A 24,984-nucleotide genomic window follows, 5' to 3' on the forward strand; every position below is an offset into this window, starting at 1 on the left:
CCGCCCCCGCCCACCCCGCCACCCACCTCCCCGGGCCCGTCGACCCCACCCGCTACCCCCTCCCGGCACCCACCACCGACTGACACACCCCCGACCCGAACGGAACACCGCCCGGCAGGGGAAAACCCGAGGGCGGATCCTGGGGTCCGTCGGCGTGTGCCGCCACGGCGCCACCCGTAGCGCCGGACGCCGACCGCCGGACACGCGACGGGCCGCAGTTCGGGGGACTCGGCATGTTCGAGAGGGGCCGGTGCGTACACCACCGCAGGAACCGGCGCGCGCACCGTGAACACGGCAGGAACGCGCGTCGGCATGCGGTCGCGCCGGCGGTCCTGATCGGTGCGGCCGGTACGACGGCGGTCGCTCCGGCCCGTGCCACGGCCCGGGAACGCTGCGCCGAACACCTCGATGTCCGGAGCCTGTTGAGGCTGCTCACGGGCCGGGACCGGATCGCGGGAGCGGCCGTCGAGATCGAGGCGCCCGGATGTCCCGCGTGGCCCGGGGCGAGTCGGACGACGTCGGAAACGCCCTCGACGAGGCGGGGGCCCGCTGCGCGGTACCGCAGGTGCCACTCGACTACGCCCACGCGGACGGCCGCACCCTCGGCGTCGCGACCTCCCGGCTGAAGGCCACCGACTCCCGCCGCCGTGTGGGCGCGATGGTCGGGTGGCCGGAGACCATTACTGATCTCCGGCTCCCTCACCGGCCCGAGCGGACCCCGACCCGGTCGGCGAAGAGGACTTCGCCCCCTCCGCTTTCGCTCCGGCCCGGATCGCCGGTCAGGTCTCCTCGTGCCAGCCCCGGACCGCTTCCGGATCCTGCTCCACGGCACGCTTGTCCGGACGCCGGAACGTCGGTCCCCGGCGTTCGAGGTACTTGCCCACCCCGGGCTCCGTGAAACGGACCCCGTACAGTCTGAAGACCAGCTCGCCTGTCAGCCCCCGTGTCCGCAGCTGACCGGAAAGCCCCGGGTCGGAAGGGGGGATCGAGGACGGCCTGCCGGACGGCGGCCTGCTCGGCCTCGGGCAGGACCTGATGCTTGCCCGCCCGGTGACCCCGCGGACGGGACAGCAGCCCGTCCCGGCCGCCGGTCTGCCACCTCATCCACCAGTTGTCCACGACCCCGACCGACACCTTGAACAGAGCCGCGACCCCAGCCCGCTCCCACCCCTCCACCAGCGCGGACACCGCCGGCAACCGCACAGCCTCCTGCGTGTCCGGCGGCCAGGTCCGCGCATCCCCCACCAGATCGCTCACGCACCGTCAACGAGCATGAACCCAAAGCATTTCGGATCAATGAAAACCTGAGGTGCCTACCGCCTCGCCGGCACCAGGACCCGGGCGGAAGAACCTGCCGCGGCCAGCTGACTCCTGTGGCTTCCGTCCCATGCTTTCGAAGGGTCCCGTCCGGCTTCTTGTGGTCGACGATCTCGGAGATCATCCAGACCTGGCGCAAACACGCTGGTCACGTCTTCAAATCGCCGAGACCAGCGCCAGCGCCTCGTTCAGGTGATGCTCGGCGATCCCTCGCATGAACTCCCGGTCGGGGAAGTCCCCATCGAGCAGGCGCAGGGGGCCGGCTGTCAGCGACAGATGCTGGGTGAGTTTGTAGAGCGCGAGGCGGTCCTCGTCGAGGCCGTCAACCGTCAGCTGCTGATACTGGCCGGCGGTATGGCGGAGGCGCAGGAACACGTGCTCCCACTCGACGTCGAAGTACAGCAGGTCCTCGATGTCGATCACGACAGGAAGGCCGTCCCGGTCAACCATGACGTGGTCCAGGCCCAGCTCGCCGTGGACGACGGAGTACTCGGCGCGAGGCCGCACCGCTGCGGTCAGCTGATGCAGCCGCTCCTCCAACTGAACGCGGACGTCGGCGATCCTGTGGTCGCGCGCGGCCGCCTCGGCGAGGCAGCGCAGCGCGAATACGAGTGCTGCCTGCTCGCACGAGACCGACCGTGACGTGCCGCCCGCGTCGATCAGGGCCACCTTGCCGAAGGACGGCGCACGGTGGGCGCGCATCATCGCCAGGCTCTCGGCGAGGCGCATCATGGTCGGCTCCGCGGCGCGCGGGTCGCGGTTGCGCAGGTCCATCAGCTTCTCGCCAGGCACGTCCTCGACGATCGCGAGGTCGGCCGGGTAGTGGGTGCGGTCACGGTCGACCAAGTGGATCTCAAGCACCCGAAGGCCCAGCGCCTCCAGCCGCGCGTGCGCGGCCTCGAACAGGTCGAGCCCGATGCCGGGAGAGAACGGGTCGGCGAGGTCGCCATCGTTCTCGGTGATCGGCCAGTAGTTCTCGGAGTCCTCCCACAGATAGGCGATCGCCGTCACGGCATCGTCCATCGTCAGCCGGTAGACGCCCTTCCTGGTGCCGCCCGCGAGTCGCTCGACCGCCTCCAGCCGCCGCCCGCCACCCAGCGCGGCCCGTGCCGCACCCGCCAGCTGATCCCGTGTCACTTTCTTCGGCGCCACGCCCGCAACCCGCCCTCCGTCTCGATGACTGAGGCACCTTACGCGAGTCGTCGTTCAACGCCGAACGAATTGTTCCAAAGGTGTCATCCATGATTGATGCTGCCCAAGGTGCCGGATGAACGCTGCTGCTGAAAGCGAACGAAGCCAGGCGTGATGCTGATCAACGGCGGTGGACCGGGCGGCGGTTCATCCGATCTGCCACTCGACTTCCGGGACCTGATGAAAGGCTTCGGCACCTGTTCCCGCGACCTCACCTGCCGACGCCGGCACGCCGCGGCCCGTCCGGGCGAGCGGAACGAACGGAACGAACGGGGCGGGCGAAACGAACGAGCGGGGGGCGTCCCCGGTACGTGCCACCGGGAACGGCCCCGCCGCTGGATGGTTCGGTACCCGCCGGCCGGGCCGGGGGCGCCCGGTCAGCGCCCCGGCACCGGCCTCGCGTGCGCGAAGCCCCTGTGGTGCCAGACCAGGCCCCCCGCCGGGCGGCCCTGGCAGTCGGACGCGGCCACCCGGCCCACCAGGATCGTGTGGTCCCCCGCCTCGATCGCGTCGTGCCGTGCGCAGGTCAACCGAAGCGCACTGTCGGCCAGTTGGGGCGCGTGGCGCGATGTCGGGCCGGAGGTCAGCCGGACGTTCTCGAAGCGCTGTTCGGTGGGGCCCGCGAACTTCCTCGCCAGATCCTCGTTCTCCGGGCCGAGCAGATGGAGGGTGAAGGCGTCCGCCGCGACGAGCACGTCATGGGTTCGCGAGCCCCGGTCCAGGCAGACCAGGATCAGCGGGGGGTCCAGCGACAGCGACGACACCGCGCTCGCCGTCAGCCCCCGGGGACTTCCCGTCCTGTCGTAGCACGTCACCACCGTGACGGGAGCGGCGAGCGACGCCATCGCGGCACGGAACTCGTCCGCCGGTATGTCGCCGGACATCACCATGCCAGGTGCCCCCGGTTCCGGGGTCGCGGCGGAGTCCGGCAGCCCGAGTCGCGGCGGGGCGGCGGTCGCCGTGTCCGGCACGGACTGGGCCAGCAGGGTCGTGGCGCTCATCGGACGGCCCCTTCCAGTTCCCGGGACGGCGCGGCCGGGGCCTGCGCCCCGGGGAGGTCCGCGGCCGGAAGGGCCGGCCCCGGCAGCCACCGGCCGAGGGGCTCGCCCACGGTTCCGCGGGCCAGGTCCCAGGCCACCCGGCCGCCCCGCACCACCGTGGTGAACCGGCCGGTGAACATCCAGCCCTCGTAGGCCGACCAGCCGCACAGCGACTGCACGTGCCCCGCGGAGAGCTGCCACCGCGCGTCAGGGTCGAGGAGTGCGAGATCGGCGTCCGCGCCCACCGCCAGCCGGCCCTTGCCTGCCAGCCCGAACAGGTCGGCCGGTCCCGTACCCATCAACCGTGCGAGATGGGACGCCGCGGCGTCGGGCTCGACGCCCCGCGCGAGCAGGCCCGTCCACACGGAGACGGCGAGTTCCTGGACACCGGGCAGCCCCGGGGGAGCCTCGGCCGGAGGGCGGTTCTTCTCCTCGACGGTGTGCGGGGCGTGGTCGCTGCCGATGGTGGACGCCTCGCCGTCGAGCACCGCCCGCCAGAGCCGCTCGCGGTCGCGCGGGGCGCGGATCGCCGGGGAGAGCCGGGTACGGGGACCGCGCCGGGCCGTGTCGTGGTCGGTGAACGACAGGTGGTGCCCGGTGACCTCGAAACTGATCGGCAGTCCCTCGGCGGCCGCGGCGACCAGCAGATCGGTCTCCTCGGCCGACGACACATGGAGTATGTGCACCTTGGTGCCGTGGGTGCGCACCAGATGGACCACCTTGGCGACCGCGACGATCGCCCCGGAACGCGGCCGGTGGGGTTCGTAGGCGCCGTACGAATCGGGTTCGCCGCTGCGGGAGTCGAGCAGGTCGAAGACGTGCTGGTCCTCGGCGTGCAGCACGAGACGGACGCCACCGCGCGCGGCCGCGGCGAAGGCCGCCTCCAGCTGGTGCGCCTCGCGGAAGACCACGGGCGCGGTGTGGTGCCCGGCCATGAACGCCTTCGCGGAGGTCGCGACGGCCGGGTCCAGGCCGGCGAGCACCTCGGGGTGGTCGGGGTCCGCCCCCATGTGGAAACGGTGGTCCACGTAGGAGCGGCCCGTTATCAGGGCCGCCTTCGCCCGGAGCGATGCCGTGTCGAGCGACGGCGGACGGGTGTTGGGCATATCCATGACGGTCGTGACCCCGCCGGCGAGGGCCGCCCGGCTGCCGTTCTCCCAGGTCTCCTTGTGCTCCAGCCCGGGAGTGCGGAAGTGCACGTGGGAGTCGATGAGGCCCGGCAGGACGTACCGGCCCCGGGCGTCCAGGCGCGGCCCGGCGGGGAGCGGGTCGCCGGGGGCGACGAGGGCCGCGATCCGGCCGTCGCGGACGACGACACCGCCCTCGAAGACGCCCTCGGGGGTGACGAGACGGCCTCCCTCGACCACCAGGTCGGCCTCCGCGGAGGATCCCTGGAGGGAGGAGGGGGAGATGCGGGAGGAGGGGGAGGTTTTCAACGGTTCCACGGCAGACTCACCAGTTCCTTGCAGAGGTCGTTGGTCGGTCCCATCAGGGCGACGGCGCGGGCGTCGCGCCCGAACCGGTTGATCGGGTGCGTCTCGACGTATCCGGCCGAGCCGAGGAACCGGGCGACGTCCGCCACCACCCGCTCGGCCGCCGCGGAGGCGGACAGTTTGGAGTGGAGCGTGGTCAGTCCCGGGTCGGCCGAGGTGCGCCGGCCCGCCCGTTCCACCACCGCACGGGCGGTCTCGACCTCGGTGGCCAGATCCACCAGACGGTGACGGACCGCCTGGTGGGCGTAGAGCCCGCGACGTTCGGCGTGCTGGTGCGCCGCGTCGAGCGCGGCCTGGGCGATGCCCACGGCGACCGCGCCGAGCGAGGCGCCGCTGTCGCGGACCCGGGCGATGATGGAAGCGGCGACGCCCGGCGCGCCGAGCCGCGCGGAGTCCGGGACGCGGCACTCCCGCACGGACACGAAACCGGTGGCGGAGCCGCGCATCCCGGACAGCCGCATCGACGTGTCGGGCAGCAGCCCCGGATGGCTCCCGGGGACCAGGAAGAAGGTCTGCCCGGCGGCACCGTACCCGGTGTCCCCCGACGCGGCGTCCGGCGCGGGGGAGTCGTCCCGGGACTGCGCCAGGACGAGGTACACGTCCGCGAGCCCCGCGCTGGTGGTGAAGGACTTCGCCCCGTCCAGGACCCACTCCCCGTCGGAGGTGCGACGGGCCTGGGTCGCGAGGTTCTTCTTGTCCGCACCCGCTCCGCTCTCCGACCATGCGGAGGCGGCCAGCCACTGGCCGCCGGCCAGTCTGGGCAGCAGCTCGCGGTGCTGGGCGGGGGTGCCGTTCTCGACGATCCGGCTGGTGACGGCGCAGTGCTGGAAGAGCATGATCGCGGCGGACGCGTTCACCGAGGCGACCTGCTCGACACAGGTGTTGAGCGTCACCGCGTCGGCCCCGGCCCCGCCGTGGGACTTGGGGACGACGAGCGCGAGCAGTCCGCTCCCGCGGAGCACGGCGACGGCCTCGCGGTCCGGCTCCCCGCTGAGGTCGGCCGCCTCGGCACAGGCCGCCAGACGGCTCAGCACCTCGGGCGAGGGGACCGTGGAGGCGGCCCGGGAGGTGTCGGAGCGACCGGCCCAACGGGCGTCGGCCGCGGCGAACGGAGCGACGGAGTGCGTGTCGGTCGGTACCCGCGCGGATGTGCTCCCGCGCACGGCGGTCAGGCTGTCAACGGAACCCACGGGGTCTCCTCGGATACGCGGTCGGACGGGGGGAGTACGGAGGGGCGGGAAGCGGTGAAACCGTTCTGCGGGGCCGCGGGCCGGGGCCGCGGCAGCAACCCCCGGTACTCGACCTGCTTCTCGGCGACGGACACCCAGGCGAGCCTGCGTTCCCCGTCGGAGCCGTGCGTCGAATGGGCGGCCACCCGTACGCAGCCGCCGGGGGTGCGCACCGGCAGGAGCGCGTCGGGGTCCTGCGCCTCCCGCCCCGACAGGGACCAGGGCACGGTGCCCGCGATGCCGGCGGCGGCCCCCAGGCAGATCGCGCCGGTGAGTGCGACGGTGGGATGCCAGGACGGTACGGACACGGCCCGCACGAACAGCCCCCCGCCCTCCTGCGGCAGCAGGGCCGCGATCTTCGGGAAGGCACCGAAGGTGTCCCAGCCCAGCGATTCGCAGACCGCGATCCGCAGCCGGGTCATGACGTCGAACAGATGGGGGTCGTCCGCGAAGAGCCGCCCGGGAGTGCCCGCCCCGAGGTGCGAGGCGTCGACGAAGGCGTACGGATTGCCCATCGACACCAGCGAGACGGGCACGGTCCGGCCCTCGAAGGACACCGGGGTCACCGGTTCGCCCGTCATCAGGAGCTCCGGCAGCCGCAGCGGCGGCGAGCACAGGAAGTGGGCGGTGAACCGGGTGCCGCCGTCGGAGGTCTCCTCGGTCTCGCAGACCACGTTGTCACCGTTGTTGAGCACGTTGACCCGGACCCGGCAGCCCGGTACCAACGGCTGGATCATGCCGGTGCGGGCGGCCGCCTCGACGGCGGCCAGGATCGAGTGACCGCAGGAACCGCGCAGGTCGAAGCTGTCGTGGCTCTGCGGAAGGGACTGCACGAACCGGTAGTCGAGGTCGAACAGTGGGTGCCGGGACGGGCGCACGATGGCGTTCTTGAGCACGTCGCCGGCGCCCTGTCCGGACATCTCGGCCCGCAGGTCGGCCAGCGCGCCCAGCAGCTGGGGTTCGGATTCGGGGAAGTCGCGGCCGTCCAGGACGGCCGTGGGACAGGGCGCGCCGTGCGCTCGGGCCAGGGAGACGCTCATCCGGTGGCCACCGCCAGTTCACGCGTGCGCGGAGCCGTTCCGGCGGACCTGCCGAAGAACTCGCTGCGCCACATCTGGTGCGACATCAGCGCCCAGAGCGCCAGGGACACGCTGTCGGACGGCCGGGCGGCCTGCTCGGTGAAGAGGGCGTCGACGGCCTCGTACCGCAACCGCCCGTCGGAACGCAGCGCCTGCGGGGACAGTACGTCGCGGGCCATCGCCCACAGCCGCTGGCCGGGGGCCAGCATCGCCGTGATCGGCAGGGTGAACGGCTGCTTGGGCCGGTTCAGCACGCTGTCGGGCAGCAGTCCCTCGGCGGCGCGGTACAGCGCGCGCTTGACGCCGACCCCGGGAACGGTGCGGTGCTGGTCGGGCAGTGTCGCCGCGTAGCGCACGACGCTCGGCTGGCAGAACGGGAGCCGGGCCTCCACCGAGCTCGCCATCGACAGATGGTCGACCCGGCGCAGGTGGTACGCGGGAAGCCGGTAGCGCTGCTCGATCCGGCAGATGCGCTGGAGCCGGCTGCCGGTGCCGTACGCGAGCATGTCGGTGAGGCCCGGCGGCATGGTCGACATGCCGGGGGAGAGGACCAGGTCGGCGTACTCGGCGGTGTACAGATCGTCGCGCAGCGCACGGGGGACGGCGGCCAGGTGGTCCAGGTAGGCACCGGCCCAGTCCGCCCCCTCGGGCGCGGCGAGCGCCTGCGTCATGCGGGCGTATCCGCCGAAGAGTTCGTCGGCGGCGTCCCCGGTCAGGGCGACCTTGAACCCCGCGTCGCGGACCGCCCGGAAGAGCGAGAAGGTGCTGAGGGTGATCGGATCGGCGTTGGGCTGGCCGAGGTGCCGAACGACGTCGCCCATCAGGTCCGGGAAGGTGGCCGGGTCGATCTCCACCTGGTGGTGCACCGTGCCGGTGTGCCGGGAGACCTCCGCGGCGAAGGCGCGCTCGTCCCCGGGCCAGTCGCCGGTGTAGGCGATGTTGAAGGTGTGCAGCGCCCCGGACGCGCCGCGGTCGTGCAGGGAACGCGCGGCGAGCGCCGTGACCAGGCTGGAGTCGAGCCCGCCGGAGGTGATGGCGGCGACCGGCGCGTCGGCGACGAGCAGCCGGGAGACCTCGCGGGCCAGCAGCTCGCGCAGTTCCTCGCCCGCCCGGGCGAGGCTGCGCTCCTCGGCGACCGGCGGGGCGGACTCGTACCCCATCCGCCGGGTGCTGAGGCGGAGGCCCTCCTCCCGGGTCACGACCGCGGTGGCGGCCGGCGGCAGGACGTCGATGCCCTGGAACATGGTCCGCTGGCCGAAGGGGGTCTTCGCCGACAGGTAGGTGTGCAGGCCCAGTTCGTCCTCGTAGGGGCGTACGTCGGTGAAGCCGAGGAGGGCGGGCAGCTCCGAGGCGAAGTGGAAGCGGCCGCTGCGCTCCTCCCAGTGGTAGTAGAGCGGTTTCATCCCGGATGCGTCGGTGGCGATCACGAGGCGCGGGGCACGTCGCAGGTCCATGACGGCGACGGAGAACATGCCGTCGAGCTGCTCGGCGAACCGCTCGCCGTACGTGAGGTAGAGCGCCGGCAGGATCGATCCGTCGCACCGGTCCTCGAAGTGGAAGCCCTGCCTGATGAGTTCGGTGCGCAACCGGTCGTGGTTGTAGAGCTCGCCGTTGAAGACGACGGTGATGTCACCGAGGCGGTAGGGCTGGGCACCGCCCTCGGGGTCCATGATCGACAACCGGTTGTTGCCGAGGGCCCACCCCGACTGCTGGGCGAAGGACTGGGCGTCGGGCCCGCCGTGGTGCTGGAGGGCGGCGACGTGGCGCATTTCCTGGGCGGTGGTGCGGGCGTGGAAGGATCCGTGGATACGGCACATGGCTCAGATCACCTGACGTCGGAGGAGAGACCGGCGGCGGAGTAGAGCGCCGGGTCGTACGGGCTGGGACCGCCGCAGGTCACGAAGCGACGGGCGTCGGGACCGGTGTGCGGGTTGCGTGCCCCGTGCAGGACGCCGGGCGCCGCGTACAGGACGTCCCCGGCGGCGACGTCGATCCAGCGGTCGCGCAGGTACATCTGGCCGATGCCCTCGAAGGCGATGAACGCCTCGTCGCTGTCGGGGTGCAGATGCACGTTGAAGGTCTGGCCCGGCTGCTGGATGCCGCAGTGCAGGCAGAGCTGGCTGCTGCCGTTGCCGGGCCAGAAGACGAAGTTCATGGTGGCGCGGTCGCCGTCGGGGGCGATCTGACCGGTGCCGCCGAAGCCGCGCAGCTGGGTGGTCTCGTCCCAGAGGGTGGAGAAGGGTTCGGGGTCCGTGCCGGGCCGGCGGCCCGCCGCGAGCGGTGTGCGCCAGATGTAGACGGTCAGCCCCTCGGCGTCGGCCGTGAGGTCCAGGGCCTGCCCGGTGGGCGCGTACACGGCGTGGGACCGTTCGACCCGGTGGCTGCGGGAGCCGACCGTCGCGGTGCCGCGGCCGTCGAAGACGACAGCGGTGTTCTCCTCCCCGACGCTTCCGTCCGGGCTGAAGGACTCGCCCGCCGCGATGCGCACGACGTGCAGGGTGACGTGCGTGGCGCCCGCGGCGGGGCTCACCGGGGTGGCGAGCGTGGTGCGCCGGCCGGGCAGCGGGGCGAAGACGAACTCGGCGGCCGTGACGATCCGGGCGTCCCCGAGGGGGGACGCGGCGAGGGTTCCCGAGGCGGATGTGCGCGTCATGCGAAGGGCTCCTTGGAGGTGAGGAGGAGACGAGGGGAGGGCGGGGAAGGAGTGGAAGGGGCGGCCCCGTCCTCGTCCTGTGATCCCAACTTCGCCCCGGCCGGTCCCGCCGTACTCCCGCTTCGCTACCGCGGTGAAGGAGATGGCCGGGAACCTTCCCGTACTGGAAGACCCTTCATCGGGAATTCAACTCCATTGCATGTAAAGGAAGTTGAGGGAGGATGCGCAACGGAACGGGGCCGGCGCGGACCCCCTGGAAGGGTGTCCGCGCCGGCCCCGGCTCAGTGTGTTGTGCTGCGTTGTGTCGTGATGTGTCGTGCCGCGCAGTGTCGTGCCGCACGGCGTTGTGCCGTGTTGTGACGTGGCTCGTTACGGGCAGGACTCCTCCGGTACGCGGGCGGCGGCGACCGGCACCGGCGGCACCGCTTTCGCCCGCCGGGACAGGGCGGAGACACGCCCCTCCGCGACGGCGAGCGCGGCGATCACGACGACACCACCCACCGGAACGTTCCAGGTCAGCGGCTCTCCCAGGGCCAGCACCCCGACGACGACGGAGAACACCGGAACGAGATAGTTCACACCGGACGCCGTGGTCGGACCGGCGTCCGCGATCAGCCGGTTGAGCAGGGCGAACGCGATACCGGTGGAGGCGGCACCGAGGACCAGCAGGGCGAGCAGGGGCTTGAGGGTGAGGTCGCCGTGCAGCGTCCAGCCGGTCATGAACGTGGTGACCACCACGGTGATGACGGCGGCCATGCTCAGCTGGGCGGCGGTCACGGAGAGCGCCGGCAGCTTGTGGGGGCCGATGAAGCGGCGGATGTAGACGAAGCTGACGGCGTAGCTCGCCGCGGCGCCGACACAGGCGAGCTGTCCGCCGATCGTGCCGAAACCATCGGTGTTCCACGGTCCGACGACCACGATCAGCCCGATGAACCCACCGACCAGGCCCGCCACCTTGCGGGCCGTCGGCTTCTCCTCGGAGAGCGCGAGGGCGGCGACGCCCAGTGTGATGAGAGGAGTCGCGCCCTGGATCACCCCGGCCGTGGTCGCGGTGGTGTGCTGCTCACCGATGGCGAAGAGGGTGAAGGGGACGACGTTGCCGAAGACGGAGGCGACGGCGATGTGCCCCCAGAGCTTCCGGGAGGGGAAGGAGATCCGCTTCAGGGCGAGGATGCCGAGGACGACCAGGGCGCCGACGATCAGCCGCCCCGAGGCGAGCTGGAGGGGAGCGAAGGCCTCCAGGGACATCTTGATGAAGGCGAAGCTGCAGCCCCACAGGGCGGCCAGCAGGCCGAAACGGCCCCAGTTGACGAGGTTCATGCTGTGTTTCTCCTAGGGGAGACGGGGCGGGGCGGATGGTGCCCCGTCGGTCAGTGGTGGTGGTGCGGGTGCGTGTCGCCCGGGCCGTGGTGGTGCGCGGATACGTCTCCGTGCGCGGGTCCGTCCCCGTGCGTGTGCGGGTGGTCGTGATCCGTGTCGGGGGCGTCGACCTCGAACTGGTCGTACTTCTCCATCAGGGCGACCATCTCCTCGCGGGACGGGCGGTTGCCGTCGGCGAGAAGAGCGGCCAGGCCCTCGAAGTACCCCTCGCGGTGCTCGGCCGGAGTGAAGATGATCAGCATCTCGGCGAGGGCGTCGCTCTCGTTGCGGAAACCGTGCACGGCGTTCTCCGGCACGTGCAGGAAGTCGCCCGCCCTGGCGGTGCGCCAGCCGGTGCCGTCGTGCAGGCGGACCTCGCCCGTCAGTACGTAGAAGGACTCGGAGATGCGCGAGTGGTAGTGCGGGGCGGCGCCGCCGGCACCCGGCAGCATGGAGTGGTGGAAGAGCCCGAACCGTCCGTCGGTGGTCTCCGCGAGAGCGATGAAACGCGTGGTCGTGGCGACCCCGATCTCCGCCTTCACCGCGTCCGCGTACGCCCGGAACATCGCGTGGCTCATGATCAGGCCTCCCACATGCTCAGGTAACGCTCGCCCGTGTCGGGCAGCAGCGTCACGACCACACCGTCGGTGAACTCGGCCCTGCGGGCGACGATCTCACTGGCACGGGCGGCGGCGCCGGACGAGACGCCGGTGAACAGCCCCTGGCTGGTGGCGAGTCGGCGGGCGGTGAGCAGGGCGTCCTCGTCGGAGATCGTCAGCACCTCGTCGATGAGCGAGACATCGGTCGTGTCGGCGACGAAACCGCCGTTGAGGCCCGGGATGCGGTGCTGACCCGCGTACCCCCGGGACAGGATCGGCGACTTCTCCGGCTCGACGGCCACCACCCGCACGTCCGGGTCCTGCTCCTTGAGGTGGCGGGCGACACCGGTGAGGGTGCCCCCGGTGCCGACGCCGCAGACGAAGGCCGAGATGCGGCGGCCGGTGGCCGCCACCGCGGAATGGATCTCGGGGCCCGTGGTCTCGTAGTGCGCCAGGACGTTGTCCTGGTTCTCGTGCTGGCACGGGAACCAGGAGCCCGGCGTGGCCGCGTGCAGCCGCTCCGCCTCGGCGATCGCTCCCGGGTAGCCCAGCGCGCTCGGTGTCTGGACGATCTCCGCACCGAAGGCGCGCAGCAGCTTGACCCGCTCGGCCGTGGCGTTGTCCGGGAGCACGATGACACAGCGGTAACCGCGCGAGGCGGCGAACGCGGCCAGCGAGATCCCGGTGTTCCCGGAAGTGGCCTCGACGACGGTGCCACCGGGCCGCAGCGCGCCGCGCTCCTCGGCGGCACGCAGCATGTAGAGGGCGGCCCGGTCCTTGCTGGACGACATCGGGTTGGCGGACTCCAGCTTCGCCAGCACCCGCGCACCGGGCGCCAGGTCGCGCAGACGCAGTTCCAGCAGCGGGGTGGAGCCGACGAGGTCCTCGATGCGCGAGGCGACGGCCGGGCGGACGGGGGCGATGTGGGCCGAGAGGGCCTGTGCGGTGGTCGACACGGTTCTCATCTCTCGCAATCGGGGGAGTCGGTCGGCACGGAGTCCGGACGGGGCGCCAGGAACCCGCAGAAGCGATGACGGTTCATCAGGAACCCGCGGAGGCGGTGACGGTTCACCCGGAGCCCGCGGAGGTGATGACGGTTCACCAGGAACCCGCGGAGGCGATGACGGTGAAGACGTCCTCCATCAGCTCCGGTTGCCGGCCGGGCTCCTTGATGACGGCGGTGGGTGCGAGCACCCGGGCACCGCCGGGGACGTCCTTGTTGACGAGGGCCTGCGCGCCGATGACCGCACGGTCGCCGACGGTCACCGGGCCGAGGACGGTGGCGTTGGCGCCGAGGATGACACCACTGCCGACGACGGGGTGGCGGCGGTCGCCCTCGGGCCGCTTGTTGTCGCTCCACCAGCCGACCGCGCCGAGGGTGACCTGGTGGTACATGGTCACGTCGTCACCGATGACGGCGGTCTCACCGACCACCACGCCGGCACCGTGGTCGATGAAGACCCGACGGCCCAGCACCGCGCCGGGATGGATCTCCACGGCCGTCACCCGGCGTGCCCACCGGGCCAGCAGCCGGGCCGGGATCCGCAGACCGCGGTTGTGCAGGCGGTGAGCGATCCGGTGCGCCCACAGCGCGGTGAGCGCGGGGTGCAGGACGGCTTCCTTCTTGCTCCGCACGGACGGGTCCCGGGCCACGACGACGCCGAGGTCCTCACGGAGGGCGGACAGGAGGCGGGGGGTCGCGGAGGCGGGGGTTGCGGAGGGGGCGGCACCCGCCGCCCCGGAGCCCGTGGCGGGGGCGGGGGCGGACGCGGGGCCGGAGGACGGATTCGACTCCGGTTTCGTCGGACTGAGCAGGCTCATCGTGGCTCCAGTGGCGGGGCGGGCCTTTGACTGGAAAGGAGCTTGCCGGGCCGCCTTCCCGCCGGAGTCCCGGCCCGTTCCCGCTCGTCGGGACCGCTGCCGCCCCCGACGGAACCAAGAGGGAACGCGGCGGGAAACATACGGGAACGGCCGCGCCCACACTCGCCTGTGCATCCCCCGGTCGGCCGCACACCGGCCCACCGGTCGGCCGCACCCCGTCCAGATGTCCCACTGCGAACAGAGGAGCTTCCCGTGCCTGTGATTTCCGTTGACTGGTGGAAAGGCAACGACCGTGCCCGACGCCAGGAACTGGTCGGTGAGCTGACCGCCTGCGTGTCCCGGATAGCGGGGTGCCCCGAGGAGGCCGTCACCGTCATCGTGCGGGATGTGGACCCCGGCCACTGGGGGAAGGGCGGCCTGCTCGCCGACACACCGCCCGAGGCCGACGCCACCGCGCTGTCCGCCCCGCAGGACACCGGGGGACAGCAGCCGTGACGGCACCCGCCGGATCCAGTTCCTCCGATCCGCGCTCCCTGCTCCTCGTCTGTCCGACGCCCCGGCTGGTGACTGCGGCGACAGAGGCCGGATTCCAGGTCGTCACGGTCGCCGACACGGCCGGCTTCACGGACGACCGGCTGCGCGACCACCTGGCGGAGACCGTCCGCACCCACCGGGTGGGCATGCTGATCGCCTGCGGAGAGGCGAGTACCCTGCCCGCCGTACTGGAGACGGCCGAATGCCTCGGCGTGTCCCCGAACCCGGCGGCCGCGGCCCGGTTGCTCGCCGACGCGTCGCAGATCAGGGGCCTGATGACGCGCAGCGGCCCCCAATGGGAGGCGCTGACGCTGCCCACCGGACCGGAGGACGGGCCACCGCCGTACGACATCGAGTACGGCGTGGAGACGTTGACGGCGGAGGGGATGCACCGGGTCACCGGCATCGTCGAGCTGCGTTTCACGGGCAGGGGAGCGTCCCGTGCCGGTTCCGGGCCCGAACCGGGCACCAGGAACGAGACCACCGGCGCGGTGCGCGAGGACACCCCCCTCCACACCTTCCCCGCGCCCATCACCAGGCAGGAGGAAGCGGAGATCCGGGCCCTGGCCACGGGCCTCCTGGACCTGGCCGGGTACGAGTTCGGCTATGCCTTCACCCGCATCGCCCGCACCGACCAGGGACCGCGTGTCATCGAGTCGCTTCCACGGCAGGCGAGCTGGCCCACCTCCCGGCTGATCGAGCTGACCACGGGACTCGTGCCGGAACGGGAACTCGTACGCGCCCTGTCGGGCAGACCCCCGGAGGCGCCGGCGATGGTCGGCTGCGCCGCCGCCGTCCCACTGCCCGATCCGTCCGGCACACCGGACCGGATCACGGCACTCGCGGACGTACGGGAGGTGCGGGACGGACACGTCCTGTTCACCGCTCTCACGCCCGCCGAACTGGCCGCCCGGACGGCGGCCGTCCTCGAAAGCCGGGTCTGACCAGGCCCCTCTCGTCCGGGTGATGACCCGCCGGACGGGGCGGTCCTCCAAGGGGCGACGAGGGGAGTCGAGAAGGGTTCACGAGAGGTCCGTGCAGAACGCCCGGCCGGGAAACCCCGGCCGGGCGTTCTGCATGGGCGGCCTCCGGATCGCTGCTCCCCGGACACGGGCCCCACCGCGCCCGACGGTGCGGGATTCCCGGGGATTCCCGGGGTTTCCCGCTGTGTTCCCGGTCGCAGGAGGGAGCCGGTAACCGAAGCGGAACAACCCGGGAGCGAGGCACGCCAAAGTCATTCCTGTCAGCAGGAAAGCCCAGGCAGGACCACTCCAGAAGGCGGGATTCAGATGCGGAACTCGGTGCTCACGATGGCGGGAGTCCTCACGGCGGCCGTTCTCGCGGTCGGCGGCGCTGCCGCCACGGCGAACCTCACGGGTGGCGCCGAGCTCGACTCCACGGCCACCGCGCACCTGGTCCTGAAGACCACCGGCTTCGAGGCCGCCGGCGCGGACACGGGCGAGGGCCCGAACACCGGCGAAGGCCCGAACACGGGCGAGGGCCCGAACGTCGGCGAAGGCCCGAACAGCACGCCGATAGTGCCGAGCTCCGGCGAGGGTCCGAACGTGGTCCCCGCGCTTGATGGTGAGGGTCCGAACGTCGGCCCCGCATCCGATGGCGAGGGCCCGAACGTGGTCCCCGCGTCCGACGGCGAAGGCCCGAACGACGGTGAGGGACCGAACGTCGGTGAGGGACCGAGCTCCGGCGAGGGTCCGAACGTCGGTCCCGCGCCCAGCGGCGAGGGCCCCAACTTCGCCGCCTGATACCTGGCGTCGCACAGCCCCCGCCGGAAGGCCGGTGCCCCGCTCTCTGCCGAGGAGAGCGCGGCATCGGCCTTCCTCGCGTCGGTGATGCGGATGCCGGGAACCGGCCGCGCGGCAGTGGTACTCGGCCGCAGCCTGGAGAGGAAGCCCCGTCAGGCCGCTCGGGCCGCGGGAATTCCCATGGCTTCGAACGCCTTGTTCGCCGTCTCCCGGTGGACCCGGGCCGAACCGTGGTCGCCGAGGTGCTCCAGGGCGTGCGCCATACCGGCCAGCGCGTGCGCCTCCTCCACCCGGTAACCGACGCCGGAGGCCGCGTCATGGGCGTGCTGGTGGAGGTCGAGGGCGAGGGAGTAGCGGCCGTTGCGGGTGTGCAGCCGGCCGACGATGTTGCGGATGGCGGCCTCGCGCATCGGTGCGCCGCTCAGATCTCCCAACTGCAGCGCCGACTCCGCCCATTCGGTGGCCGACTTGCTCTCGCCGAGCCGGTCGGCGGCCTCGGCGGACAGGGCGAGCAGCAAGGACATGTCGGCGGGCGACATGACGTCCACGGCCAGCTTGCGGGCCCGGCCGAGCAGATCGGCGGCCGCGTCGACCTCGCCCATGCCGAGCCTGGCGATCGCCAGCTCCGTGAGCCCTTCGACCTCCTTGTCGACGGAACCGATGCCACGGGAGAGCGTGATGGCACGGGTGGCCGCCTCCACCGCCTCCGGGAAGCGTCCCCACTCGGAGTACAGGTTGCTCAGGTTGGTCAAGGACTCGGCCTCCGCACGTTCCGCCCCGAGCTCCCGCTTGATCGAGATGGACTGCTGCAGCCGGGGAAGCGCTTCGTGGTACCGCCCCAGCGCGCTGAGCAGGAGGCCCAGGACGCCGGTGTCCTTGGCCTCGCCGCGCTGGTCGGCGAGACCGACGGCCAGTTCGAACGCCTCCTCCGCCACCTCGATCCCCTCCTCGAAGCGCCCGAGCTTCCAGCAGGCCACGGAGAGGTTGGACAGACTCAGCCGCAACAGGGCCGGATCGCCCAGCCGACGGGCGGCGGTGATCGCGGTACGGCTCAGCTCCCGGAACTCCTCCAGCCGGCCACGCAGGTCGAGGGGGAAGACCACGTTGGCGGCGAGCAGCCCCACATGACTGTCCAGTTCCCAGCGGTACGCCAGCGAGACGGCGGCCATCAGCGAGTCCTGCTCCCGCTCCAGCCATTCCCGGGCCCGGTCCGGGGTGTCGAGCGGGGGGAGCTCGGCGGCCGACCGGAACTCGGGGCGGCTTATCCGGGCACGTCCGGGGAAGAGCATGTCGCAGGCGGCGTCCGTCGCGGCCAGGGCGAAGTCCAGGAGCCGGCGCACGGCGCGCGCGGCCTCCTCGTCACCCGCGCCCGCGTTCGCACCGCCGGATTCGGGAGCGGGGCGCGCACTGCCGCGCGAGAGGTTCTGGGCGAAACTGCGGACCAGGTCGTGGAAGGCGTAGCGACCGGTCTCGTGCTGCTGGAGCAGGTGCATGTCCAGGAGGTACTCCAGGACCCCCTCCGCGTCCCGCGCGCTCTTGTCGAGCAGGGCACCGGCCGCGTACACGTCGATCTCGGTCCCGGGATGCTGGCCCAGCATCCTGAACGCCTCCCGGGTCTCGGCCGTCAGGCCCTCGTAGGAGAGCCGCAGGGTCACTTCGACGCTGCGCTCGCCCGAGTTGAGCTCGGCCAGCCGGTGGGCGTCGTCGCGGAGCCGGTCGACGAGGTAGCGGACGGTCCAGCGGGGACGCTTGCGCAGCCGGGCGGCCGCGATGCGCAGGGCGAGCGGAAGGTGACCGCAGAGCTCCGCCAGTTGCGCGACGGCCTCCGGCTCGGCGCGGGCGCGGGTGGGGCCGAGGACCCCCTCGACGAGGGCGACACTGTCGCCGGGCGGCATGACACCGAGCGAGACGGTGTGTGCGGCGTCGAGGTCCACGAGAAGGGCGCGGCTGGTGACGAGTACGAGGGTTTCGGTGGGGGAGGTGAGGAGCGGCCTCACCTGGGACTCGTCCAGGGCGTTGTCGAGCAGCAGAATCATGCGGTGGGTGCTCATGGTGCGCCGCCACAGGGCGATGCGGCCCTCCGCGTCGTCCGGGATGCGGTCGCCCGGTACGCCGAGCGCCCGCAGCAGTGCCTCGGCGGCGGCGCCCGCGCTGAGGGGCTGCCCGCTGGGAGTGAACCCGCGCAGGTCGATGTGGAGCTGTGCGTCGGGATAGTCGTCGGCGAGTTGATGGGCGGCCCGTACGGCGAGTGACGTCTTGCCGCTGCCGCCCATGCCGTCGATGGCGATGATCAGGGGCCCCGTACCGGGGGCTTCCGCGACGAACCCGAGCAGTTCGCGGACCTCCTCCTCACGGCCGGTGAAGTCGCGCAGGTCGTAGGGGAGGGTGGAGGGCTTGCCCTCCGGGGTGAACGGGGCGACGGTGGCCTGGGGCGGGGCGGCGAGTTCGGGGCTGTTGCGCAGGATGGCGTTGTGCAGTTCGGTGAGCGAGTCGCCGGGACCGATACCGAGTTCGTCGATCAGGAACTCGCGGACCTTGGCGAACTCTTCCAGGGCTTCCGCCTGGCGGCCGGAGCGGAAGAGGGCGAGCATCAGCTGGCCGCGCAGGGTCTCGCGCAGCGGGTGTGCGTCGATGAACTCCCTCAGCTCACCGATCAGTTCACCGTTCTCTCCCGAATCGAGCCGCAGGTCGAAGAGTTGCTCGACGGCCGTCAGGCGCCGTTCCTCCAGGGCCGCGGAGGCGGCGGCGAGCACCGAGCCGCCGCTGCCCGACAGCAGCGGCCCCCGCCATAACTCCAGCGCCTCGCGCAACGCCGTGGCGGCGAGCGCGTTCTGTCCGGCGGCAGTGGCCTCCCTGGCTTGTTTCAGCCCCTGTGTGAACCTGCTGAGGTCCACCTGGTCGGGTGTGGTGAGCGCCCGGTAACCCGGGCCCTCGGTGACGATCAGATTGCGTCCGTCGGGGATGCGCTGACGCAACTCCGCCACCGCCTTGCGCACCTGGTGGGCAGCGGTGGCGGGCGCGTTCTCGTCCCAGACGGCTTCCACCAGACGGAAGACGGGAAGCACGCGCTGGGGTTCCAGCAGCAGAGTGACCAGCACCTTCTCGTGCACGGGGCCACCCACCCGAACGCGCTCCGACCCGTCCCAGCATTCGAACGAGCCCAGAATCCGGAACCGTACTCTCAGTTCCCCTGTGTTCTCGCTCATGAAACGTTTCCCTCCAGCGGGCCCTGGAGCGGCCCTGCCGCCACCCCACGAATGCCGATGCTCCCAGTCCTGCCGGTCCGAATGGGTCATCACACCAGGGTGTCGAGCCGGGCGGCAAGACGGCCCTCCGTTTCGTGGCCTCAAGTGAGTGTTTTTCAGCAGAATTGACTTGCCGTCAACATTTGCCATGGTCGATTGCCCGGAGACCGGATCGACCGGAGACCCGATCGAACGGGCGGCGGAAGCGGATCCACTTCGTCCGGTGGCGGGCCGCCGCGCGAATCAGCCGGTTCAGGTGGTGGCCCCGGCCGCCACCCGAGGGCGGGCTTCTTGCGTCTTTGGCAGGGAACCGGGGCGAGGCCGGGGGCCGCCGGACCTCGGGATCCGACGCCGAGGGGAACGGTAGTCCCGCGTGATCGGAGGTCGGCGGAACGGGACGGACGGTGCGGCCGGGAAGGGAATCGTTGCTCATCGCCGCACCATGGCTTCGGGTCCACTGCCCCGAGCACTTCCGGCTGCCGCCGTATGCACGTCAGTCGTCGGAGCGGTCGCATGCGCTCTCGATGTGGCCGAGGCGCTGATGGGGCCGGTCGCGGATGGCGTCGACCGCGGATGGCGTCGACCGCGGATGGCATCGACCGCGGCGCGCAGGCCCTGGCCCGGCCCGGTGAGGGGCGCGCGACTCGCGGTGGCACGGTGCGCGCGGGGCACCTCCCGGGCGACCAGAGGGGCCGCCACCGCTGCGAGAGCGGAGGCGGCCCCTTGTCCCGTGTCCCTTTCCCTCTCGCACCCGCACGTGATCGAAAAGATCCGCTGCGGTCACGGACCCGCCTCGTTTCCTACGGCGCGGCCATGAAGGGGAGCAACAGGAGGAATGCACTTGTGGGGTTCTCAGCCGTCGTAGACTCCCCAGTCCCGCACGCTGCCGTGGCCGGAGCAGCTACCGCCGAAGATCCAGTAGCCCGGACCGACCAGCGGGCCCCAGATCTCGGTACCGTCCGAGCACTGGGTCCATGATCCGGAGCTCCCGTAGTCGACGTTGCAGTTCGCTCTCCACGACGTGCCGTAGTTGACGAAGTTGTCGCAGTAGTTCGCGTGCCGGATCGAGACCGAAGGGGAACCGGTCCCGCCCTGTGTCACCACTACCGGGCCGTCGGGTGCCTGTCGCGGCTGCGTCGCCGCTGCCGGGGCCGCGGGCTCGACGGGCGAGGCCGCGGCGACGGAAGCCCCGGCCAGGACGAGCAGTAATCCGGCCACCGGTGCCAGACAGCGTTTCATCTTTCCTCCACGGAAGCAGGGATTCGCGCGGGAACACCGCGTGAACCGCAGATCGATATTGCGCATGGCGTGTGCGGTGATGCTGAACCGTTCGATCTCACCGTGGCACGGAGGGCGTGATGGAATTTGGGGATCGGCGCAGCATCAGTTGTGTTCCGGTGCATCCTGCGCCCGCCGTGCGGCCTCGTGACGGAATTCCGTGGGAGTCATCCCATGGGCTGCCCGGAACGCCTTGCTGAACTCGGCCGCCGCCAGGAAACCCCACCGCGCGGCCAGCGCGCCGATCGGCCGGCTGCGTTGCCGGGGATCGGCGAGGTCGGCCCGGCAGCGTTCCAGGCGTCGTCGGCGGATGGTGGCCGCGACGGTGTTCGCCTCCGTACGGAACAGCTGGTGCAGGGTGCGGACGGAGATGTGATGGTGCGCCGCGATGTGGGCCGGTGTGAGGCGGGGGTCGCCGAGGTTGCGGTCGATGAAGGCGTGGATGCGGGCCAGGAGGACCTGGCGTCGGGTGTCCGAGGGAAGCCCCGCCGTGGCCTCGATCCGTGTGGCCAGGAACGCGGTGGCCAGGTCGAATCCCACGCTCCCCAGGCGGAGCAGCTCTGCCTCGTCGCAATGCGGGGCCTGCTCCCGCAGCCCGGTGAGATAGGACGCGAGGAGCGCTCCCGATCCGGTCCGGGCGGGCAGAAGAGTTGCGACCAGTTCGTCCGTCCGGTCGGAGGGAAGCGGTAACGCGGTCCTGGGCAGCCGGATCAGAGTGACCCGAGGGGGCTGCTCGGTGCCCTTGAATTCGCAGGCCAGAGGATGGGAGGAGTCGAACAGGGCCATGTCGCCGGCCCTGAGCAGGGTGTTGTTGCGCCGTTGCTCCAATCCGATCGGACCGTCGTGGACCAGGAAGAGGAAGTAGGACTCGGGGTCCGCCCGCCGGATGTGCGTGGGGGTGCGGCGGGCCGACATGGGGGAGAAGCGGAATGCCGACACCTGGGTCTGCGCGAGCTGCAGCGAGGCTGCTTCTCCCGCGAAGGAGTCGATGTGGTCGCACCTGATCGACACGGGAATGACCGCTTCGGCGACCATGGACGACCACCATTCGAAGCCGGCACGCGTGCTGACACTGTTGGTCGAGACGGTTGTCGCCCATGTGTCCGCCATCCCACCATCCCCCTGAACCTGAACATGACAGATCCTCATCTTCAGATGATGTCCCACGCGGTGGGCTTTGCGGGCCCCTTGTGGTGGGCGACGGCGTGGCGGGGCCGGGAAGCGGCTGCCCTTCTGGCCGAACGCGTCGGTGCTGCCGGGATCCCGGTCCCGGAGAGCACGCCGACGGACACCTCGACGGGCGGGAAGAGTACCGGAGCCGTGCTGCGCCGTCGCCGCGCAATACGACAAGTCGGCGGTCCGCCACGAGGCGGCCGTCCTCATCGCTGCTGTCGAGGAGCGGCTGCGATCGGCGCCCTTCGCCGGAGCTCGTGGTCCTGGGCCGGCTCCTCCCGGCGAATGCTGCGAAGCGCGAGGCCGGCGTGGAGGGAAACGCACGGTCAGCCCGCTGCCGGAGGCTCCTTGCCTTCATGTCGTCGACGGGCTTGCACGGGTAGCCCTCCAGCATCCCTCCGCAGGCCGGAGACATCCGCAGCCCGGTGAGCTCGATCGGGCGCCCGGACGAAAGGGCTGTGCGGCTCAGCGGCATGCCGACACCCTGCGCACGGGATTCGATTCCGGCGCACGGCCTGGCAGCGGCACACGTCCGCGACCCGCTGCTCCGGCAGGCGAAACCCTCCGCTTCGGCAAGGGAATCCGTACCGGTCCGCCGCCACCGCCCGCGCGGCCCGACTACAACGACGCCCGCACGGCTGCCCCCGCGGAGACGACATCCAGGTCGATCACGACATCCTCCCCCTCACGGCGGCCGCGCTCCGAGATCACGAGGCCGATCAGTGCCAGATCGCCGGCCCGGTCCCGCAACGCGTACTGCTCATGGCTCTCCTCACCGAGGTCACCCGACTCGTCGCGCTCCCAGGCGTCCACCGCGGCCTCGGCCACAGCCCTGGGCAGTCGCACCGTGACACGGCCGACCTGGGCGTCGACATGCCTCCCGATCGCCGCCAGTGCCTTCGAGTCCTCCCGGTACCGGGCGTACCGCTCTTCATCCACCACGGGGCGAGGCTACTCGGACCACCGGCCCTCGCGCTCTCCCGTACCGAAACCGCGAGCGAGCGCGCCGGGCGCCGGGTCCAGCCGTGTGCCGGGCCCGTGGCGCGGGCCCGTGCGCCGGGCCTGCGGCGCGTAGCTCTGCGGAGCTACGCGCCGGATGGGCTCCCGAGGAGGACGTGGGCCCGGCCCGACACCTCCTAGTGTCGGGCCGGGATCTCCTCACCCGGCACGAAGGATCAGAAATGCCCGATAATGCCCCCATGTGCGACTACGTGGAGGGCCTGGCAGCCCCTGCGCCGCCGCGGCGCCCGACCGCATGGCACCCACGGGCGGACCTGCTGACCGCACGGTCCCAGCCACTGCCGCCCATGGCCTGGCCCCGCAGCCTCCGCCTGCTGCCGCACGCCCTGGTGGTGCTCACCGCCGTCGCCCTGGCCGCCACCGGCGCGGACACCACCGCACGCCTGCTGGCCGTGGCGCATTCGGCCACCCTGGTGGTGGCGCTGCGCCGCCCGGTGCCCGCCTGGTGGCTGTCGACGGGACTCGCCGTCGGGATCGTCCTGGGGCATCCGCCCACGCCCGACAACGAGCTGTGGGCATGGGCCGTCCAGGCCTGCGTCCTGTTCCTGCTGGCGCTGCGGGTCCCGACACCCTCGGCCGCCCTGGCCACGGGAATCAGCGGGCTCGTGATGCTGATCCTCGAACTGGCGGGGGCGGCGGTGGGCTCGTGGTCGCTCGCGGGGTTCGGCTTCGTGCTCTTCGCATTCGCGCTGCTCATCGGTGCGGTGGCGCGCGGGCGGCGTGAGGACCGGGCCCGGCTCACCGAACAGATCGCGGCCACCGCCCAGGAGCGGGCACTGCGCACCGTCCTGGAGGAACGCGCCCGGATCGCCCGCGAACTGCACGACGTCGTCGCGCATCACATGTCGATGATCTCCATCCAGGCGGACGCCGCGCCGCACCGCGTACCGGACCCGCCACAGGCCCTGGTCACCGAATTCGCATCGATCCGGGCCACGGCCCAGGAAGGGCTCGGCGAGCTGCGCCGCCTGCTGGGTCTGCTGAGGGCCGAGCCGTCCGGCGACGAACCGCCGGCCACCGCCCCGCAACCCTCGCTCGCCCAGCTCGACACACTGCTGGCGTCGGTGCACGCCACGGGCCTGCCGGTCACCGCGCACACCGGGGGCACACCGCGTCCGCTGCCGCCCGGGGTCGAGCTGTCCGCGTACCGCATCGTGCAGGAGGCGCTCAGCAACACGCTGCGCCACGCACCCGGTGCCACGGCCACCGTCCACGTCGACCACGGCCGCAGCACACTGCGCCTGCGCATCGCCAACACCCCCGCGACACGTCCGGCCGCACCCTCGCCCGGCGCGGGACACGGCCTCACCGGCATGCGCGAGCGTGCCACGATGCTCGGCGGCGAACTGTCCGCGGGGCCCACCCCAGACGGCGGTTTCGAGGTCACTGCCGCCCTTCCCGTCCCGCCGTACGCCGAGGAGCCCGCCCCATGACCATCCGAGTGCTGATCGCCGACGACCAGGCGATGGTGCGCGACGCCTTCTCCGTCCTGCTCGGCGTACAGCCCGACATCGAGGTGGTGGCCACCGCCGATGACGGCGTGCAGGCGGTGGAGCGGACCGACGAGCTGGCCCCGGACGTCGTCGTGATGGACATCCGCATGCCGAACATGGACGGCATCGAGGCCACCCGGCGCATCGCGGCACGGCCGGGCAGCCGGACGAGGATCCTGATCCTGACCACGTTCAACCTCGACGAGTACGTCTACGAGGCCCTGCGCGCCGGAGCCTCCGGCTTTCTGCTCAAGGACGCCTCCGGGGACCAGCTCGCCCAGGCCGTCCGGGTCGTCGCGGCCGGTGAAGCCCTGCTCGCGCCCGGCCTGACGATGCGGCTGATCACCGAGTACGCCCGGGTCACCGCCGGCCCGCGGCGGGCCGCCGGAGTGCGCGTCGAGGAGCTGACACCGCGGGAGACCGAGGTGCTGTGCCAGGTCGCGCTCGGCCTGTCCAACGAGGAGATCGCACAGCGCCTGACCATCGCCGAGGAGACGGTCAAGACACACGTCGGGCGCATCCTCATGAAGCTGGGGCTGCGCGACCGCACACAGGCGGCCGTCCACGCGTACGAGAGCGGGCTCGTGGTACCGGGCGCACCGTCCGCCTGAGGCCGTCCCTCCGCAGAGCCAGGCGGAAGGTTGGCTCCGGCGCGGGACGCCCGGCGGGGGTGCGTGGCGCGACGCTGGTGGTGCGT

General features: G+C 71.9%; 20 protein-coding genes and 1 pseudogene. 5 read left to right on the top strand and 16 right to left on the bottom strand.

Annotated elements, in window-relative coordinates; all coding sequences use genetic code 11:
- Positions 1–702: 702 nt before the first annotated feature.
- From ABZZ04_RS23320 to epsC, 12 genes and pseudogenes are all read right to left on the bottom strand, one after another.
- Positions 703–1,197, bottom strand: a pseudogene (locus ABZZ04_RS23320) (winged helix-turn-helix domain-containing protein); the annotation flags it as partial.
- A gap of 276 nt (positions 1,198–1,473) precedes the next feature.
- Positions 1,474–2,454, bottom strand: coding sequence for a phosphotransferase (locus ABZZ04_RS23325; RefSeq protein WP_356934238.1), 981 nt, complete (start codon positions 2,452–2,454; stop codon positions 1,474–1,476).
- Between the two features lie 431 nt (positions 2,455–2,885).
- The gene (locus ABZZ04_RS23330) at positions 2,886–3,509 is read right to left on the bottom strand and encodes a flavin reductase family protein (RefSeq protein WP_356934130.1); all 624 of its coding nucleotides are present in this window, start codon (positions 3,507–3,509) and stop codon (positions 2,886–2,888) included.
- Positions 3,506–4,993: a dihydroorotase family protein gene (locus tag ABZZ04_RS23335; protein ID WP_356934131.1), complete on the bottom strand. Its 1,488-nt coding sequence runs from the start codon at positions 4,991–4,993 to the stop codon at positions 3,506–3,508. Before ABZZ04_RS23335 ends, ABZZ04_RS23330 begins: the two co-directional genes overlap by 4 nt.
- Positions 4,981–6,231: an acyl-CoA dehydrogenase family protein gene (locus ABZZ04_RS23340; RefSeq protein ID WP_356934132.1), complete on the bottom strand. Its 1,251-nt coding sequence runs from the start codon at positions 6,229–6,231 to the stop codon at positions 4,981–4,983. Before ABZZ04_RS23340 ends, ABZZ04_RS23335 begins: the two co-directional genes overlap by 13 nt.
- Entirely contained in the window at positions 6,210–7,310 is a 1,101-nt protein-coding gene (locus ABZZ04_RS23345; protein WP_356934133.1) for a PrpF domain-containing protein, read from the bottom strand. The genes ABZZ04_RS23340 and ABZZ04_RS23345 overlap by 22 nt, the downstream gene beginning before the upstream one ends.
- Positions 7,307–9,166 carry an asparagine synthase (glutamine-hydrolyzing) gene (gene asnB, locus ABZZ04_RS23350; RefSeq protein ID WP_356934134.1) on the bottom strand — a complete coding sequence of 620 codons (1,860 nt, stop codon included), beginning with the start codon at positions 9,164–9,166 and terminating at the stop codon, positions 7,307–7,309. The genes ABZZ04_RS23345 and asnB overlap by 4 nt, the downstream gene beginning before the upstream one ends.
- An 8-nt stretch (positions 9,167–9,174) precedes the next feature.
- Positions 9,175–10,002: a cupin domain-containing protein gene (locus ABZZ04_RS23355; protein ID WP_356934135.1), complete on the bottom strand. Its 828-nt coding sequence runs from the start codon at positions 10,000–10,002 to the stop codon at positions 9,175–9,177.
- Between the two features lie 369 nt (positions 10,003–10,371).
- Entirely contained in the window at positions 10,372–11,322 is a 951-nt protein-coding gene (locus ABZZ04_RS23360; protein WP_356934136.1) for a DMT family transporter, read from the bottom strand.
- A gap of 50 nt (positions 11,323–11,372) precedes the next feature.
- Positions 11,373–11,939 carry a cupin domain-containing protein gene (locus tag ABZZ04_RS23365; RefSeq protein ID WP_356934137.1) on the bottom strand — a complete coding sequence of 189 codons (567 nt, stop codon included), beginning with the start codon at positions 11,937–11,939 and terminating at the stop codon, positions 11,373–11,375.
- A 2-nt stretch (positions 11,940–11,941) separates the two neighbouring features.
- The gene (locus tag ABZZ04_RS23370; protein WP_356934138.1) at positions 11,942–12,925 is read right to left on the bottom strand and encodes a cysteine synthase family protein; all 984 of its coding nucleotides are present in this window, start codon (positions 12,923–12,925) and stop codon (positions 11,942–11,944) included.
- Positions 12,926–13,058: 133 nt separating this feature from the next.
- A complete protein-coding gene (gene epsC / locus ABZZ04_RS23375) occupies positions 13,059–13,781 on the bottom strand; it encodes a serine O-acetyltransferase EpsC (protein WP_356934139.1) in 723 nt (240 codons plus the stop codon).
- A 252-nt stretch (positions 13,782–14,033) separates the two neighbouring features.
- Here epsC and ABZZ04_RS23380 point away from each other — a divergent pair, with 252 nt between their 5' ends.
- The 3 genes from ABZZ04_RS23380 (at position 14,034) to ABZZ04_RS23390 (ending at position 16,078) form a co-directional block, all read left to right on the top strand.
- A complete protein-coding gene (locus ABZZ04_RS23380; protein WP_356934140.1) occupies positions 14,034–14,276 on the top strand; it encodes a 4-oxalocrotonate tautomerase family protein in 243 nt (80 codons plus the stop codon).
- Between the two features lie 68 nt (positions 14,277–14,344).
- Entirely contained in the window at positions 14,345–15,259 is a 915-nt protein-coding gene (locus ABZZ04_RS23385) for a hypothetical protein (RefSeq protein ID WP_356934141.1), read from the top strand.
- Positions 15,260–15,604: 345 nt separating this feature from the next.
- The gene (locus ABZZ04_RS23390) at positions 15,605–16,078 is read left to right on the top strand and encodes a hypothetical protein (RefSeq protein ID WP_356934142.1); all 474 of its coding nucleotides are present in this window, start codon (positions 15,605–15,607) and stop codon (positions 16,076–16,078) included.
- 152 nt (positions 16,079–16,230) lie between these two features.
- Here ABZZ04_RS23390 and ABZZ04_RS23395 read toward each other — a convergent pair whose 3' ends face one another.
- From ABZZ04_RS23395 to ABZZ04_RS23410, 4 genes are all read right to left on the bottom strand, one after another.
- Positions 16,231–19,284, bottom strand: a complete 3,054-nt coding sequence (locus ABZZ04_RS23395) for a BTAD domain-containing putative transcriptional regulator (RefSeq protein ID WP_356934143.1) — start codon at positions 19,282–19,284, stop codon at positions 16,231–16,233.
- Positions 19,285–20,175: 891 nt separating this feature from the next.
- Complete coding sequence (locus ABZZ04_RS23400) at positions 20,176–20,562, bottom strand: hypothetical protein (protein ID WP_356934144.1); 387 nt, start codon at positions 20,560–20,562, stop codon at positions 20,176–20,178.
- A gap of 144 nt (positions 20,563–20,706) precedes the next feature.
- Positions 20,707–21,711, bottom strand: coding sequence for a helix-turn-helix domain-containing protein (locus ABZZ04_RS23405; protein ID WP_356934145.1), 1,005 nt, complete (start codon positions 21,709–21,711; stop codon positions 20,707–20,709).
- Positions 21,712–22,392: 681 nt separating this feature from the next.
- Positions 22,393–22,716, bottom strand: coding sequence for a hypothetical protein (locus tag ABZZ04_RS23410; RefSeq protein ID WP_356934146.1), 324 nt, complete (start codon positions 22,714–22,716; stop codon positions 22,393–22,395).
- Positions 22,717–22,955: 239 nt separating this feature from the next.
- On the opposite strand from ABZZ04_RS23410, the gene ABZZ04_RS23415 reads away from it, so the two are divergent.
- Together ABZZ04_RS23415 and ABZZ04_RS23420 are read left to right on the top strand one after the other, a co-directional pair.
- Positions 22,956–24,227, top strand: a complete 1,272-nt coding sequence (locus ABZZ04_RS23415) for a histidine kinase (RefSeq protein WP_356934147.1) — start codon at positions 22,956–22,958, stop codon at positions 24,225–24,227.
- A complete protein-coding gene (locus ABZZ04_RS23420) occupies positions 24,224–24,898 on the top strand; it encodes a response regulator transcription factor (RefSeq protein WP_356934148.1) in 675 nt (224 codons plus the stop codon). Before ABZZ04_RS23415 ends, ABZZ04_RS23420 begins: the two co-directional genes overlap by 4 nt.
- The last annotated feature ends 86 nt before the right edge of the window (positions 24,899–24,984 follow it).

This window comes from Streptomyces sp. NPDC006435 (assembly GCF_040612315.1).
Taxonomy (GTDB): domain Bacteria; phylum Actinomycetota; class Actinomycetes; order Streptomycetales; family Streptomycetaceae; genus Streptomyces.

Excerpts from the sequence above, each read along its gene's own strand:
- ABZZ04_RS23415 (WP_356934147.1), top strand. The coding sequence starts at position 22,956 with ATGCCCGATAATGCCCCCATGTGCGACTACGTGGAGGGCCTGGCAGCC.
- ABZZ04_RS23390 (WP_356934142.1), top strand. The coding sequence starts at position 15,605 with ATGCGGAACTCGGTGCTCACGATGGCGGGAGTCCTCACGGCGGCCGTT.
- ABZZ04_RS23370 (WP_356934138.1), bottom strand. The coding sequence starts at position 12,925 with ATGAGAACCGTGTCGACCACCGCACAGGCCCTCTCGGCCCACATCGCC.
- ABZZ04_RS23355 (WP_356934135.1), bottom strand. The coding sequence starts at position 10,002 with ATGACGCGCACATCCGCCTCGGGAACCCTCGCCGCGTCCCCCCTCGGG.
- epsC (WP_356934139.1), bottom strand. The coding sequence starts at position 13,781 with ATGAGCCTGCTCAGTCCGACGAAACCGGAGTCGAATCCGTCCTCCGGC.
- ABZZ04_RS23405 (WP_356934145.1), bottom strand. The coding sequence starts at position 21,711 with ATGGCGGACACATGGGCGACAACCGTCTCGACCAACAGTGTCAGCACG.
- ABZZ04_RS23330 (WP_356934130.1), bottom strand. The coding sequence starts at position 3,509 with ATGAGCGCCACGACCCTGCTGGCCCAGTCCGTGCCGGACACGGCGACC.
- ABZZ04_RS23400 (WP_356934144.1), bottom strand. The coding sequence starts at position 20,562 with ATGAAACGCTGTCTGGCACCGGTGGCCGGATTACTGCTCGTCCTGGCC.
- ABZZ04_RS23365 (WP_356934137.1), bottom strand. The coding sequence starts at position 11,939 with ATGAGCCACGCGATGTTCCGGGCGTACGCGGACGCGGTGAAGGCGGAG.
- ABZZ04_RS23345 (WP_356934133.1), bottom strand. The coding sequence starts at position 7,310 with ATGAGCGTCTCCCTGGCCCGAGCGCACGGCGCGCCCTGTCCCACGGCC.
- asnB (WP_356934134.1), bottom strand. The coding sequence starts at position 9,166 with ATGTGCCGTATCCACGGATCCTTCCACGCCCGCACCACCGCCCAGGAA.
- ABZZ04_RS23360 (WP_356934136.1), bottom strand. The coding sequence starts at position 11,322 with ATGAACCTCGTCAACTGGGGCCGTTTCGGCCTGCTGGCCGCCCTGTGG.
- ABZZ04_RS23395 (WP_356934143.1), bottom strand. The coding sequence starts at position 19,284 with ATGAGCGAGAACACAGGGGAACTGAGAGTACGGTTCCGGATTCTGGGC.
- ABZZ04_RS23420 (WP_356934148.1), top strand. The coding sequence starts at position 24,224 with ATGACCATCCGAGTGCTGATCGCCGACGACCAGGCGATGGTGCGCGAC.